The organism is Ruegeria sp. HKCCA5763, assembly GCF_013034545.1.
Classification (GTDB): domain Bacteria; phylum Pseudomonadota; class Alphaproteobacteria; order Rhodobacterales; family Rhodobacteraceae; genus Ruegeria.
In genome coordinates, this window is the sequence record NZ_WQGF01000006.1 from 183,300 (window position 1) to 197,538 (window position 14,239).

12 protein-coding genes, 1 pseudogene and 1 riboswitch are annotated in these 14,239 nt (G+C 55.2%); of the genes and pseudogenes, 8 read left to right on the forward strand and 5 right to left on the reverse strand.

What is annotated here, in order from left to right:
* Positions 1-53: 53 nt before the first annotated feature.
* Genes GOV89_RS12330 through GOV89_RS12350 form a run of 5 tightly spaced genes read right to left on the reverse strand, consistent with a single transcriptional unit; the run spans position 54 to position 6,378 of the window.
* A complete protein-coding gene (locus GOV89_RS12330; protein ID WP_171176957.1) occupies positions 54-1,136 on the reverse strand; it encodes an ABC transporter ATP-binding protein in 1,083 nt (360 codons plus the stop codon).
* 3 nt (positions 1,137-1,139) lie between these two features.
* Positions 1,140-2,795, reverse strand: coding sequence for an alpha-glucosidase (locus GOV89_RS12335; protein ID WP_171176955.1), 1,656 nt, complete (start codon positions 2,793-2,795; stop codon positions 1,140-1,142).
* A gap of 9 nt (positions 2,796-2,804) precedes the next feature.
* Positions 2,805-3,953, reverse strand: coding sequence for a carbohydrate ABC transporter permease (locus tag GOV89_RS12340; protein ID WP_171176953.1), 1,149 nt, complete (start codon positions 3,951-3,953; stop codon positions 2,805-2,807).
* 3 nt (positions 3,954-3,956) lie between these two features.
* Positions 3,957-4,964, reverse strand: coding sequence for a carbohydrate ABC transporter permease (locus tag GOV89_RS12345; protein WP_171176951.1), 1,008 nt, complete (start codon positions 4,962-4,964; stop codon positions 3,957-3,959).
* A 55-nt stretch (positions 4,965-5,019) separates the two neighbouring features.
* Complete coding sequence (locus tag GOV89_RS12350; RefSeq protein WP_171176949.1) at positions 5,020-6,378, reverse strand: ABC transporter substrate-binding protein; 1,359 nt, start codon at positions 6,376-6,378, stop codon at positions 5,020-5,022.
* Between the two features lie 218 nt (positions 6,379-6,596).
* Between GOV89_RS12350 and GOV89_RS12355 the strand changes: the two genes are divergently transcribed.
* The 8 genes and pseudogenes from GOV89_RS12355 to GOV89_RS12385 all read left to right on the forward strand — a co-directional run bounded on the left by GOV89_RS12355 (position 6,597) and on the right by GOV89_RS12385 (position 14,238).
* Positions 6,597-7,628 (forward strand): LacI family DNA-binding transcriptional regulator, encoded by a 1,032-nt coding sequence (locus GOV89_RS12355; protein WP_171176947.1) that lies wholly within the window; start codon positions 6,597-6,599, stop codon positions 7,626-7,628.
* 6 nt (positions 7,629-7,634) lie between these two features.
* A pseudogene (locus GOV89_RS22845) lies at positions 7,635-8,936 on the forward strand (GH1 family beta-glucosidase); the annotation flags it as partial.
* Positions 8,937-8,981: 45 nt separating this feature from the next.
* Positions 8,982-9,962, forward strand: coding sequence for an ROK family protein (locus tag GOV89_RS22850; RefSeq protein WP_348540082.1), 981 nt, complete (start codon positions 8,982-8,984; stop codon positions 9,960-9,962).
* Between the two features lie 39 nt (positions 9,963-10,001).
* A complete protein-coding gene (locus tag GOV89_RS12365; RefSeq protein WP_171238307.1) occupies positions 10,002-10,928 on the forward strand; it encodes a carbohydrate kinase in 927 nt (308 codons plus the stop codon).
* Positions 10,929-10,943: 15 nt separating this feature from the next.
* The gene (locus GOV89_RS12370; RefSeq protein ID WP_171238308.1) at positions 10,944-11,609 is read left to right on the forward strand and encodes a D-lyxose/D-mannose family sugar isomerase; all 666 of its coding nucleotides are present in this window, start codon (positions 10,944-10,946) and stop codon (positions 11,607-11,609) included.
* 99 nt (positions 11,610-11,708) lie between these two features.
* A riboswitch (cobalamin riboswitch) is annotated at positions 11,709-11,907 on the forward strand.
* A 238-nt stretch (positions 11,908-12,145) separates the two neighbouring features.
* Positions 12,146-12,502, forward strand: coding sequence for a DUF1636 domain-containing protein (locus GOV89_RS12375; RefSeq protein ID WP_171176939.1), 357 nt, complete (start codon positions 12,146-12,148; stop codon positions 12,500-12,502).
* Complete coding sequence (locus GOV89_RS12380; RefSeq protein ID WP_171176937.1) at positions 12,499-13,275, forward strand: ABC transporter ATP-binding protein; 777 nt, start codon at positions 12,499-12,501, stop codon at positions 13,273-13,275. Before GOV89_RS12375 ends, GOV89_RS12380 begins: the two co-directional genes overlap by 4 nt.
* A 12-nt stretch (positions 13,276-13,287) precedes the next feature.
* Positions 13,288-14,238: an ABC transporter substrate-binding protein gene (locus GOV89_RS12385; protein ID WP_245223154.1), complete on the forward strand. Its 951-nt coding sequence runs from the start codon at positions 13,288-13,290 to the stop codon at positions 14,236-14,238.
* Position 14,239: the final 1 nt, after the last annotated feature.

Below are 14,239 nucleotides of genomic sequence, written 5' to 3' on the forward strand. Positions count from 1 at the left end.
GGTGGAATACGACCTGTTGAGTTGTCAAGCTTCGCATTGATCAGCCGCCGTTCTCACTTTCGCATCGATACGCTGTTGTGGAACAAGTGTACTTTTTCAGGGGCTGCGGTCACGGAAACGGTCTGTCCGCGCATGTTCCGTTGAACTCCTGGCAGTTTGGCAATCGGCGCTTCAGCGTCCGTGGTCTTTTCGAAGTACAACAGTGTGACCTCGCCCAAAGCCTCGGTGAAATCCACCTTTCCGGTCATGATCGCGGTATCGTCAGTCACGACAAAATCTTCGGGGCGTACACCGATATTGACCTGCTTGCCCAGATCGCTGTCCTCGGTTGGGATCGCGGAAACGGCGGTGCCGCCAGACGCAAGCTCCACAGTCGTTGTCGCCCCCGTTTCGGTGATCGTTCCGGGTAATAGGTTCATTGACGGCGAGCCAATGAATTGGGCCACAAACTCGTTATCGGGCGTCTCATACAGTTCAAGCGGCGTGCCCACCTGCGCAATACCCTTGTTGGCCAAAACCACAATCCGGCTGGCCAATGTCATCGCTTCGACCTGGTCATGGGTCACGTAGATCATGGTACTGTCGGGCATGGCCTCTTTCAGGCGCGCAATTTCGATCCGTGTTGCCACCCGAAGGGCTGCGTCAAGGTTCGACAAGGGTTCATCAAACAGATACACCTTTGGATCGCGCACAATGGCGCGCCCGATGGCGACCCGCTGGCGCTGACCGCCGGACAGAGCTTTGGGTAAACGGTCAAGAAAGGGTTCGAGTTGCAGAATTTGGGCGGCTCGATCTACCGCAGCATCTATTTCACCCGCAGGCATCTTGGCAATTTTCAGGGCAAACGCCATGTTTTCGCGCACTGTCATATGGGGGTACAGGGCGTAACTTTGAAACACCATCGCGATGCCGCGTTGTGCGGGCGGAACATCGTTCATGACCTGCCCTTCGATCTCCAGCGTCCCGCCTGTGATCTTTTCCAAACCGGCTATCATCCGCAGCAAGGTGGATTTGCCACATCCGGAAGGACCAACAAAAACGACCAGTTCGCCCTGCTCAATGTCGAGATTGATGTTCTTCAGAACGTCAACAGGGCCATAAGACTTGGCGACACCTGTAAGGTTGAGTTCAGACATGCCTTACCCCTTTTCCCGAGCCATCAGGCAGAACTGCGAAGCCGTCAGAGTGATTGAATTTGCACCGTCAATGGCACCCAGTTCCTGACCAATTGTCTGCCAATTGCCGTCAGGCACTTTGATCTCGGTTTGATCTGATCCGAGATTGAACGCACAGAAAATTTGCTCGGAGCTGTCTTCACGAATAAAAGTCAAAACTGAGCCTATTTCGTTCATCTCAGAAAGACGTCCAGATGCCAGAGCCGGGTGCGCATGACGCAGCGCGATGGCGCGACGATAGTGGTTCAGCATCGATTGCGGGTCCACCTCGGCCCGATCGACCGCGTGTTCAGCCTGTTGGACGCTGACCGGTAGCCAGGGTTCTGCGGTGCTGAAGCCTGATTGTTCATGCTGCGCTTGCCAAACCATTGGCGTACGGCAACCGTCGCGGCCTTTGAATTCGGGCCAGAATTCGATGCCATAGGGGTCTCGAAGCTTCTCAAACGGCACATCTGCTTCATGCAGGCCCAATTCTTCGCCTTGATACAGGCAAGCCGAGCCGCGTAGGCACATCATGAGAACCGCATGCTGTCGGGCTGCTGCGTCATCTAAGTTCCAGCGAGAGGCATGGCGTTGCACGTCATGGTTTGAAAATGCCCAACAGGGCCATGCATCACCTGCCTTGGCCTGCAATTGGTCAAAGACATGTTTGGTGTAACTGGCAGTCAACGCGCGTTTCTCGAGGAACTCAAACGCATAGCACATGTGCATCCGCTGATCGCCCGAGGTGTATTCACCCATGATCTCGAGCCCACGCTGCGCATCGCCGACCTCGCCCAGACACGCACGGCCTTCGTATTCGTCCGTAAGCGCCCTCAGCCGTTCAAGGAATGCAATATTCTCGGGTTGGCTTTTCGAATACAGGTGGTCCTGATGGTTGTACGGGTTGACTGCTGGTGCGATCGTCGCGTTGCGCTGATCCATTGGCAGGGCTGGGTTGTCGCGCAATTCCTTGTCATGGAAGTAAAAATTGATTGTGTCCAACCGAAAGCCATCTACGCCCAGATCCAGCCAGAACCGTGCGACGTCCAGCAAAGCATCCTGAACATCCGGGCAATGGAAATTCAAATCCGGTTGCGATGTCAGGAAGTTATGCAGATAGTACTGCAGGCGACGAGAGTCCCATTGCCACGCCGAGCCGCCAAAGATCGACAGCCAGTTGTTTGGTGGTGTGCCATCCGGCTTGGGGTCAGCCCACACATACCAGTCGGATTTCGGGTTCTCACGGCTGCTGCGGCTTTCGCTGAACCAAGGGTGCTGGTCCGACGTGTGCGACAGAACCAGATCGATCATGATTTTCAGTCCTTTGGCATGCGCCTGATCCAGAAGCTCTTTGAAGTCCTCCAGCGTTCCGAACATGGGATCGACATCGCGATAATCGCTGACATCGTATCCAAAGTCTTTCATTGGTGACTTGAAAAACGGTGAGATCCAGATCGCATCAACACCCAACGACGCGATATAGTCCAGTCGCGCGGTGATGCCTTTCAAGTCACCGACCCCATCGCCGTTGCTGTCCTGAAAACTCCGCGGGTAGATCTGATAGATCACCCCTCCTCGCCACCAATCCGAAGACAGTCTTGTTGCTTTGCTGTGTTCAAGGTTGTTCTGCACGTTCATCAGACGCCTCTATTTAACAGATCCGGCCAGAAGGCCCCGGACCAGGTATTTTTGCATTGCGAAAAAAACGACCAGCGGCACAAAGATTGAGACAAAGGCGGCGGTCGCAAGAATTTCCCAGTTGCCGCCACGCGTCCCCAAAAGCTCGACGATGCGGTTGGTCATCACAGTTGTCTGGCCGGTCGCATCGATCAGGAAGACCTTCGCAACCAGCAGGTCGTTCCATGTCCAAAGGAACTGGAAGATCGCGAAAGACGCCAGCGCCGGGAAGCTGAGCGGCAGGATCAGCTTGGTAAAGATCTGGAACTCGGTGGCGCCGTCGACGCGTGCGTTTTCGATCAGGTCACGCGGTAATCCGGCCATGTAGTTGCGAAGCAGATAAATCGCCAGGGGCATCCCGAACCCGGTATGTGCCAGCCAGACGCCCAGATAACCCTTGCCGATGCCGATATTCAGGTGGAATTTCAGCAAGGGTATCAGGGCCAATTGAAGCGGAACAACCAACAGCCCAACAACCGCCGCGATCAACAGCGCCCGACCGGGAAAATCCATCCAGGCCAGCGCATAGGCCGCAAAGGCGGCAACCAGAATCGGGATGATTGTTGCCGGGATCGTCACGGTCAGCGTATTGAAGAACGCCTTGGCCATACTGTCCGTACTACTCTGATCCAGAAGAACTTTCTGGTAATTGTCCAAGGTGAACTCAGGCGGCAACTCGGCCGTCACAAAGATACGCGCGCCGCGGTTTCCGGTGAACTCTTCGGTGTTTTCCATCCGATAGTTTCCAACGGCATCGACGGTGATGGTGCCGCCTCGGCGTAGCTCGACCGTTTGACCGGGCTCAAAGGCATCCACATCACGCGAGCTGATACCCCATCTCGAAATTGTGGCTTGCTCATCCGCGCTGAACAGCGCGCCCTCAATGACATACAACCCGTTTTCCAACGCCTGTGTTTCAGGCGCGGCGCTGCGAAGGGTCAGATTCTGCTCGGATGGAAACAGCGATCGCCACCACCCGCTTGATGAGATTTGGTCGGCTGTCCGAAAGGACGAGACCAACAGACCCAAAGTTGGAATGACCCACAACACCACAAGAAAGATGACCGAAAGGTGCACAACCCATCTGAGCGCGGGTTTGGTTCCAGCAATATCGCTCATGGCTTACTCCATCTCCTTGCGGGCGTTGCGCACATTCCACACCAGGATCGGAGCAACCAGCAGCATAATCACCATGGCCGAGGCTGATCCGACGCCCCAGTCATTTGCCCGAAACAGCTTGTCGTACATGTAGTTGGCCAGCACCTGTGTCTCCCACTGGCCGTTGGTCATGGCAAAAACGATGTCAAAGACCTTGAGCACGGTGATTGTGATTGTCGTCCAAACAACAAGGATTGTTGTTTTGATTTGGGGCACCTTGATCTTGAAGAAAATCTGGAACGGATTCGCGCCGTCCAGAATGGCTGCTTCGATGGTTTCTTCGGGGATACCGCGCAGAGCAGCCGACAGGATGACCATGGCAAAACCGGTCTGAATCCAGACCAAAACGATCATCAGGAAAAAGCTGTTCCAGAACGGGACCGTCAGCCAGGTTTGCGGTTCGGCCCCACCGAAAAAGATATAGAGCGCGTTTAGGATGCCAATCTGGTCTTGTTCTGCAGGACGCGCATCATAAACCAGTTTCCAGATCACCGACGCGCCCACAAAAGAAATCGCCATCGGCATGAAGATCAGAGATTTGGCGAAGTTGCCCCAGCGGATCCGGTCAGTCAGTTGCGCAACAAGCAGACCAAAGGCTGTGGACATGGCTGGTACGACGATCAGCCAAAACATGTTGTTGCGCATGGCCTCCCAAAATTTGGGCTCAGCCGCCATCTGTGAGTAATTGTCCAGACCCACCCATTTGTACCCGCCGCCGGGCACACGCTCCGTGATTGACAGGCGCAGTGTTTCAACAACCGGATAGGCCAGATACAGCCCCAGCGCAGCAAGCGCAGGGAACAGAAACAGCCATGGCCGGATCATGTTGGCCCGGTTGATGTTGCGCCCCGCATTCGGCCCGTGCGGCGGGAACAGGACTTTGTCTAGAAACTGGTTGGAGAGGTAGAAATAGCCCACGCAACCCGACACGCCGATGGCGATCGTCAGCAGGCCTTGAAGTGCCGGTGTCATGGTGCGCTCATCCGTTTGGCAAGCAGGGCGATCCTAAGACCGCCCCAGCGGTTGATCACTTGGCTGCGTCCCAGGACGACTGGATTTCGCCGGCCACGGTGGCTGCGTCTTTTGCACCCGATGAATAATCTACCATCCCGGTCCAGAAGGTACCGGCACCAACGGCACCTGGCATCAGGTCAGACCCGTCAAAGCGGAAGGTGGTGGCATTGGTCAGGATTTCACCCTGCCCGCGCTGGGTGTCGTTGGAATAGTTTTCGGGGTTCGCACCAAGATGCGGTGTCAGGAAGCCGTCTTGCGACATCATGATCTCATGCGCAAAGGGTGTCTTTAGGAACTCCATGAACGCTTCGGCGGCAGGGTTTGGGTTGGTGACTGTAAACAGCGTTCCCGCCCCAAGTACCGGAGTACCCAGATCCTTTTCGGCATATGCCGGGAAATAGAAGAAATCAGCATCAACGCCCAATTCGGTGCCCTCAGGGAAGTACGCCGGAATAAACGACGCTTGGCGGTGCATCATGCAGGCCGGGGGGCTGTCGAACAAACCCTTGGGGCTGTCGCGGAAGTCAATCGCGGCAGTGTCGTCTGCATCCCCGACAACATAGTCGTCGTTGCGGGTAAAGCTGCCATATTCCTCAATTGCGGCGATCACCCGAGGATCGTCAAACTTCATCTCATTCGACACCCACTGGTCATAAACTTCCGGTGGCTGAGTGCGCAGCATCAGGTCTTCTACCCAGTCAGTCGCAGGCCAACCGGTTGCGCCTCCTGAAGCCAGACCAACGCATAATGGGGTTTCGCCATCTTCGACCATCTGGTCCATCAGAGCTTTGAACTCTTCCATGGTCTCCGGTACTTCGTATCCAAAATCTTCAAAGTTCTCGGGGATGTACCAAACCAGAGACTTGACGTTTACGTTGAAGAAAAAGCCATAGAACTCGGCAGCGCCTTGATCATTCTCGAACGTGCCCAGATCGACCCAGGACTGACCTGCAGCAAAGTTATCTTTGATCCAGTCAGCAGACCCATCCGCAAGTGGCGTCAGGTACCCCTGCTTCGCAAGGTTTGCCGCCAGACCAGGCTGTGGAAACACTGTCAGGTTCGGCGCCGAGCCCGCCGCTGCATCAATGAGGATTTGTTGCTCAAGCGAATCTGAACCTACGTAGCTGGAGTTTGCGCCTGTTGCTTCGTCGAAATACGCAACAAGGTTCTCAAAGGATTTGCCCTCACCCGCTAGCCAGGGGCCAAAGATGGTCAGGCTTTCCCCGGACAGATCGTTAGCATCGGCAAAGGCCTGGAACCCGTCCCAGTCAAAGCTGCCTTCACCTGCGGCGTGGATCAACTCACCCTCCGCCTGAACCGACCCAGCCATCAGGGCGAACATCGCCGCACCTGCATAAAGCGAGTGTTTCATCTAATCCTCCTCCCGAATTTTCACGCGCTTAAAGACTCACTTTCAAAGCGCTTTGGATGCGACGTGTTATCCGCTAACACTTTCATTCTGTCAATCATTTGCTGCCTTATGCTGAAAATATTAATAAATTTGGCTATAACGGTAAAACAAGTTGACGGGCGCTCAAATTGGCCACACAACAAATGTTGCAGATAATTGAAGGCGCTTTGAATAGCAAAATGAACCTGAAGCAGCTCTCGGAAATCCTGGGCCTTTCGCAAACAACGGTGAGCCGCGCGCTGAACGGATATCCGGAGGTCAGTGAAGGAACGCGTGTACGTGTGCAAGCCGCCGCGCAAAAACATGGATATCGCCCCAACAGCCGGGCGAAAGGGCTGGCGACAGGGCGATCCATGGTCATCGGTCATGTGATCCCCAGTTCGTCGCAGCATGAAATGGTGAACCCCATCTTTGGCGACTTTGTTGCCGGTGCCGCGCGGAAATATGCGGAATATGGCTACGACTTGATGTTTACCAACGCCGACGACACTTCGATCGAAGAAGCCTATCGCAGTCTTTTTCAGCGGGGTGCGGTCGATGGCGTTGTCCTGCAGGGGCCGAAAGTAAATGAGCCTCGGATCGCTGTTCTGAAACGCATGGGCGTGCCGTTCATCGTGCATGGGCGTTCGACTGGCGTAGATACGCCTTACGACTGGATCGACGTGAACAACAAAAGCTCGTTTCTACGGGCGACGCGGTTTTTGATTGATTTGGGTCATCGCCGGATCGCCTTGATCAATGGCCTGGAAGATATGGATTTCGCACAGCGCCGACGCGCCGGGTATCTGGAAGCGCTCAAGCAAGCTGGCCTTGCCGCCGATCCCGAACTGATGCGCAGCGCAGAGATGACGGAAGTGTATGGCCATCACGAATCGCGAGGTATGTTGCAGCTTGAGAATCCGCCAACCGCCATATTGGCGTCCTCGATGATTTCCGCCATAGGAGTAAGGCGTGCCTTGGATGAAGCGGGCTTGAAGATGGGGCGCGATGTTTCGGTCATAGCGCATGACGACGACTTGTCTTATCTGAAGAACGGTCAAGACGTTCCTATTTTCACTGCAACCCGATCATCCGTCCGTCACGCCGGGGAAATGGCGGCAGAGATGTTAATTGAACGGATCAAGTTCCCCGATGATGCGGCCAAATCCAAATTGCTGGAGGCTGAACTGGTTGTCGGACGCTCAACTGGCCCTGTGCCCAACAGGACGTAACAAAGAATGAAATACACTCGCTCTGACTTCCCAAAAGACTTCCTTTTCGGGGTCGCAACCTCAGCTTATCAGATCGAAGGGCATGCACAGGGTGGTGCCGGGCAAACACACTGGGATACGTTTGCGGCCTCACCTGGAAACGTGGTTCGTGGAGAAAATGGCGATCTCGCCTGTGATCATTTGAACCGGTTCGAACAGGATTTCGATCTGGTGCGCGAGGCGGGGTTTGACTGCTATCGGTTCTCAACCAGTTGGGCGCGGGTGATGCCGGAAGGTCGCGGGCAGGTAAATCAGGCCGGTTTGGATTACTATGATCGACTTGCCGACGCGTTGCTGGAACGCGGAATACGGCCCTGCGTAACCTTGTATCATTGGGAGCTGCCCTCGGCCCTGGCGGACCAGGGGGGGTGGCGCAATCGCGACATTGCAGGATGGTTTGCAGACTTCACCGAGGTCATCATGGGCCGCATCGGGGACAGGATGTACAGTGCCGCACCGATCAACGAGCCATGGTGTGTCAGCTGGCTAAGCCATTTCGAAGGTCATCACGCCCCGGGCCTGCGCGACATCCGCGCAACGGCCCGCGCGATGCATCACGTTTTGCTGGCGCATGGTCGCGCCATTCAGGCCATGCGTAGTCTTGGGATGAGCAATCTGGGCGCGGTGTTCAACCTCGAATGGGCAGACCCGGCCGATGACAGCGTCGAGGCGCGGCTTGCTGCGGACCGGTATGATGCGATTTACAATCGGTTCTTTCTTGGTGGCGTCTTCAAGAAACAGTACCCCAAACTGGTGTTGGATGGGCTTGAGCCACACTTGCCATCTGGTTGGCAGGACGATTTTGAAACGATTGGGACTCAGGTCGATTGGTGCGGGTTGAACTACTACACCCGAAAGTTGATTGCCCCGAGCGATACCGCGTGGCCCAGTTTGACCGATGTTCCCGGACCACTGCCAAAAACGCAGATGGGGTGGGAAATTGACCCTTCCGCCCTGACCCGATTTCTTATTCGAGCACAGAAGGACTATACGGGCGGGCTACCAATCTATATCACCGAAAACGGAATGGCGAGCGCAGAGCGCGTGCGGGATGAGGACCGTATCGAATATCTTGATACACACCTTGCAGCCGTGCTGGACGCTTTGGCACAAGGTGTTCCGGTTAAAGGCTATTTTGTCTGGTCTCTGCTGGACAATTACGAATGGGCCTTCGGGTACGAGAAAAGGTTTGGACTGGTGGACGTGGATTTTGAAACTCTGGAAAGAACGCCCAAAGCGTCGTTCGCGGCGCTGAAATCCGCCCTTTCAGAGGGGCAGAACGTCTCTCTTCCGTTAGCGCAACCATCTGGTTCTGTGCATGAACACTGGAATTTGGTTGCAGACATTGGCGGAACAAACACCCGTCTTGGCGTTGTGACAAATGGCGAGCTAACGGACCTGCGCAAGCACCCTACGGGCACATTGGACGATCTGCTGAACGCATTTCACTCTCTGCGAGATGAGGTTGGCACAAATCCTCAGGCGGTCGTTGCTGCTGGGGCTGGTCCTGTAAGAAACGGAGTCATCCGTCTTACAAACGCTAATCTGGACTTGTCCGAGGTTGAACTGGCGCAGGCGACCGGGGCGGAGCATACTTTTGTTATTAATGACTTCACAGCGGCAGCTTGGTCAGTTGCTGACGTCAAACAGAACGAAGTTTCGGTTTTGCAAGGTCAGGCGAAACCGCCTGTGGGCACGCGTTTGGTGGTTGGCCCCGGCACTGGGCTTGGTGTCGGAGCTTTGTTGTTTTCTGAAGGGCATTATCACACGGTTTCCGGCGAAGGCGGCCACGTGGGACTGTATCCGCGTCACCGCGACGAGGTAGAGATCTTTGAAGCAGCCCGCCGAATTGCACCTGAATGCTTTTTCGGGAACAGCCTGGCTCTGGAAGCGGAAATGTTCCTCAGCGGAACGGGCTTGCCCATCCTGTATCAAGCCGTTGGATTGGCGGCTGGAAACGCACAGCCTTCATTGCGCTCTGCCAAAGAGATTTTGGCCGAAGCCCGCGATGCCTCGGACCCCATCGCAGTCAAAACAGCGCAGATGTTCACCACGCATCTGGGCGCACTTATGGGCGACATGGCAGTTACTCTGATGCCTGCCGGTGGGGTATTTCTTGTGGGCGGCGTCGCCGAGAAAAACCGTTGGCTCTTTGATCAGGACTTTAAGGATGCGTTCAACGGCGGTGGACGTTTTAGTGAGTTGCGAAAGTCATTGAACCTGTACGTCTCAGAACAAGCCGAATTTGGCATCATTGGTGCAAACAACTTTTGCAAGAACGCCCTCAAGCGTTAAGCGACGTGCCCCACAAGAACTCCAGGAAAGGACTGTCGAATGATCTTGTGTTGCGGGGAAGCCCTGATTGATATGATCGCCGAGCCGACAGTTTTCGGTGCGCACGGCTTTGTTCCGCATACCGGCGGGGCGATCCTGAATACAGCAGTCGCCATGGGGCGTCTAGGCGTATCTGTGGGGATGCTGACGGGCATTTCAACGGACATGTTCGGCCAGCAGTTGATCACCGCATTAAACGCCAGTCACGTTGATACATCGCATGTGATCGTCTCGGATCGCCCCAGCACACTTGCCTTTGTTCAACTTCAAGATGGGCACGCAACCTACAGCTTTGTCGATGAAAACACGGCTGGGCGTATGTTGACGCCGGAAGATATGCCAGATCAGCTTCCAGCAGTCTCTGCTTTGTATCTAGGGGGTATTAGTGTGGCGTGTGAGCCCTGCGCGGATGCCTACGCGTCATTGTTGAAGCGTCATGGTGGCGAACGTGCGGTGATGCTGGATCCGAACATCCGTCCGGGCTTCATCGAGGATCAGGCCCGGTTTCGAACACGCCTGAACCACATGATCGCGCAATCCGATATCGTCAAAGTTTCCGACGAGGATCTGGACTGGATCATTCCCGGTACCGAGCCCGAGTCGGCGAAAGCCGCGTTGTTGTTGCAGGCCGGGCCAACGGCCCTGATAGTGACCCGGGGCGGTGATGGCGCACATGGGTATCTGGCAGATGGATCAAAGGTTTCGGTGCCGGTGAAACAGGTGCAGGTCGTAGACACGATCGGTGCCGGCGATACGTTCAATGCTGGTGTGCTCACCGCACTCAGCCGTGCTGAGAAACTGACCAAACAAGGCGTGCGAAACCTGACCCCAGAAGCGTTGCGCGCGGCCATGGAACTGGGAGCCGAAGTCGCCGCTGTAACCGTATCCCGTGCCGGGGCCGAGCCGCCCTGGGCGCATGAGCTTTAATTCTTGGAAAAACCAATGAAACGATCCGAAATTAACCGCATCAAGTCCGAAGCGCAGGCTTTCATACAATCCTTTGGAGCCGTGTTACCACCTTTTGCCGATTGGTCGCCCGATCAGATGCGAAGTCCTGTAGCTGAAACGATCCGCAGTCGGGGGCTGGGCTGGGACATCACCGATTACGCTCAGGGTCGGTTTGACGAACTCGGCCTGTTCCTCTTCACTCTGCGCAATGGTGAGGTGAATGATCTGAAATCAGGTCGCGGGATGTTGTATGCGGAAAAATTGCTGATCTCGAAAGATAAACAACTGTCTCCGATGCATCGTCACATCGTAAAGGCCGAGGACATCATCAATCGCGGCGGGGGTGATCTGGTGCTGGAGATTTACGCATCTGACCCTGACGGGGGCATCGACCGGAACACGCCAGTGACGGTACCCAGCGATGCCTGCCCTGTTACGTTGCAACCAGGTGAGCATTTGCGGCTGAAACCGGGGCAAAGCGTGACCCTTATGCCGGGTGTCTGGCACGCATTCTGGGCAGAACACGGCGATTGCCTTATTGGAGAGGTTTCGACTGTGAATGATGACCGTACGGATAATGTCTTCGAAGATTCCATCCCTCGGTTTTCACAGATCGAAGAAGACGCTGCGCCGGACTTCTTGTTGGTTTCCGACTATTGATATCAACCAGGCTAGAACCGGCCAACGTGAATGTGAGCCGCGCCCAGATGTTTTGGATCGGCTCGACTGCTTCTCCTTCTTGACAAGTCCAGCACCGCCAGCCTAGCTGAGTTGGATGGTTCCGAAAGGGATGAAAATGGGAATACGGTGCGGCGCTGTATTGCGCCAAGTCCGTGACTGCCCCCGCAACTGTAAGCGGAGAGCGACGCCACTGCGCCACTGACCCCGAAAGGGTTGGGAAGGTGGGCCAAGCTTTGACCCGCAAGTCAGGAGACCTGCCATCCGATGTTTAACCAACCCGGGGCGGGGCGTCCTGGAAGGAGGCTTTGATGGCACGGTTTTCGCGTGTTTCCATTTTTGGCACCTTCTGTCCGCGCTTGGTTTCAAGCAGAGCGGACAATGCAACAGGTGACTGATAGCTTTATCCTCAACCCCAATACCTATTGTGCTGTGGCCTCGCGAAAAGATCGCGATTCTCAAAATAGTAATGTTATAACATTGTATTGTAGTTTGATCAGCGGTAACCGGTGCGCACAATGACGAAAACTGCAGATCATTTCCTACTTGTATGCACGACATGCACAGGCGCGATGTCCACCGATCAAGTGAGTGGCGCATTGGCGCGAAAACTGCCCGAAGGGTTTGCAATCCGGGAGGTCGCGTGCATGGCGGGCTGCGACCGGCCAACCACCGTCGGTTTTCAGGCACCGGGCAAGGCGCAGTATTTGTTTGGTGACATCGTTTCGGAACAGGATCTGGATGCAGTGGTGGAATTCGCCGGGCAATATCAGCTCAGTTCCGATGGTTGGACAAACGCAACTGACCGCCCGCTAACACTGTTCACCAAAACCTTGTCGCGCATGCCTGCCTTGCCATCGCAGAGGCCGTCATGAGTTTCCTGGCTGTCGAAAACCTAGAATATTATGCCTTGAACGGTGATGTGCTGCTTCAGGATGTGTCCTTTGGCTTGGAAGAAGGATCAATTCTGGCGATTGCGGGACCGAATGGGGCTGGGAAGACTACGCTGCTCAAGCTGCTTTGCGGAATCGAACGTATTGCGCTGGGTGATGTGCAGATAAAAGGTCAAAGCCTGCGCACCTTGTCGGCCCATGAACGCGCGCGGACGATCGCTGTGGTTGGCCAACAGGAAATGCCGGATAGTCGGTTGCGATTGCACGACTATGTTGCACTTGGCCAAATTCCGATCAAGGCTGACAAGTCCGCGTCTGAGCACAGGGAAGATCTTGACCGGGTTTTGGAAACAACGGGTTTAATGCACCTTTCCCGCAAACCTATGGGTCAGCTATCGGGGGGTGAGAGGCAACGGGCGCATATCGCACGTGCGCTGGCTCAAAACCCGTCTCTGTTGTTTCTGGACGAGCCGACCAATCACCTAGACCCGGATGCCAAGGGGCACATGTTGTCTTTGGTCGCTGAATTGGGCGTGACGGTTGTCATGATCGTCCACGATCTGGTCATGATCCCGGAATTTGCCACTCATGTGGCGTTAATGAAATCAACACGTCTGACAGGGTTTGGCCCTGTCAACGATGTTCTGACAACGGATCGTGTCCGCGACACGTTTGGAGTGGATTATCTGTGTTTCCAGCATGAGGGCCGCATGATCCCTGCTCTGGATATTCGAAAACGTAAACTGTCATCATAACAGGAGCTTACAATGATGCAGAAACTCTGGCCTGTGGCTGTGTTCACTGGCCTGGCAAGCGGCGCAGCCGCGGATGCCATTACAGTGGACAATTGCGGCGAGCCACTGGTTTTTGAAACAACGCCAGAACGGCTCGTTGTTCACGACATGAACATGACTGACATGGCGTTTGCTTTGGGTCTGCAAGACAAGATCGTCGGCCTGACCGGCATCACAGGCTGGTACAAGACCAGCCCGGATTTTGATGCACAGCGCGGCGACATCCCCGAGTTGGCTCCGAAATATCCTACAGTTGAAAACCTTGTCTCTGTCGAACCCGATATGTTTTTCGCTGGTTGGTATTACGGAATGCAGCCAGGTGGCGAAGTGACCCCAGACACGCTGGAACCCTTTGGCATCAAGACCATGGTCTTGACCGAAAGCTGCGTGCACCTGAACAAAGACCGCCCCGAAGCCAGCATGGATCTGCTGTTTGACGACGTCCTGCGTTTGGGCCAGGTGATGGGTGTCGAGGCTAAGGCGGAAGACCTTGTCTTGGGCTGGAAAGTCCAGTTGGATGCCCTTGAGGCAAAAACCGCCGATCTGGATAAACCTCGTGTTTTCCTGCTGGACGGGCCGGCAGATGCGCCTTTTACCGCAGGTAAATTCGCCATCCCGGACGCCATGATTGCCGCTGCGGGGGGTGTAAACGTCACACATGACATGGATACCAGCTGGGGTCGCACCTCTTGGGAAACCGTGGCAGCCGCAAACCCGGAATTCCTGGTGCTACTGGACTATCAAACAGGAAATGGTGCAGAAGATACCTTCCAGTTTCTGAAAGATCATCCTGTCATGTCACAAACCGATGCAGTCAAGAACGCGCGCTGGATCGGCCTGCGTTACGAGGAATTGACACCCGGACCGGCAAATATTGAAGCCATTGAAAAGATGGCCAATGCGATGCATCCGGAGACCAACTGAC

Bases quoted from the DNA above. Each gene is read 5' to 3' on its own strand.
- GOV89_RS12355 (WP_171176947.1), top strand. From the start codon at position 6,597: ATGAACCTGAAGCAGCTCTCGGAAATCCTGGGCCTTTCGCAAACAACG.
- GOV89_RS12365 (WP_171238307.1), top strand. From the start codon at position 10,002: ATGATCTTGTGTTGCGGGGAAGCCCTGATTGATATGATCGCCGAGCCG.
- GOV89_RS12385 (WP_245223154.1), top strand. From the start codon at position 13,288: ATGATGCAGAAACTCTGGCCTGTGGCTGTGTTCACTGGCCTGGCAAGC.
- GOV89_RS12345 (WP_171176951.1), bottom strand. From the start codon at position 4,964: ATGACACCGGCACTTCAAGGCCTGCTGACGATCGCCATCGGCGTGTCG.
- GOV89_RS12350 (WP_171176949.1), bottom strand. From the start codon at position 6,378: ATGAAACACTCGCTTTATGCAGGTGCGGCGATGTTCGCCCTGATGGCT.
- GOV89_RS12380 (WP_171176937.1), top strand. From the start codon at position 12,499: ATGAGTTTCCTGGCTGTCGAAAACCTAGAATATTATGCCTTGAACGGT.
- GOV89_RS12340 (WP_171176953.1), bottom strand. From the start codon at position 3,953: ATGAGCGATATTGCTGGAACCAAACCCGCGCTCAGATGGGTTGTGCAC.
- GOV89_RS12370 (WP_171238308.1), top strand. From the start codon at position 10,944: ATGAAACGATCCGAAATTAACCGCATCAAGTCCGAAGCGCAGGCTTTC.
- GOV89_RS12335 (WP_171176955.1), bottom strand. From the start codon at position 2,795: ATGAACGTGCAGAACAACCTTGAACACAGCAAAGCAACAAGACTGTCT.
- GOV89_RS12375 (WP_171176939.1), top strand. From the start codon at position 12,146: ATGACGAAAACTGCAGATCATTTCCTACTTGTATGCACGACATGCACA.
- GOV89_RS12330 (WP_171176957.1), bottom strand. From the start codon at position 1,136: ATGTCTGAACTCAACCTTACAGGTGTCGCCAAGTCTTATGGCCCTGTT.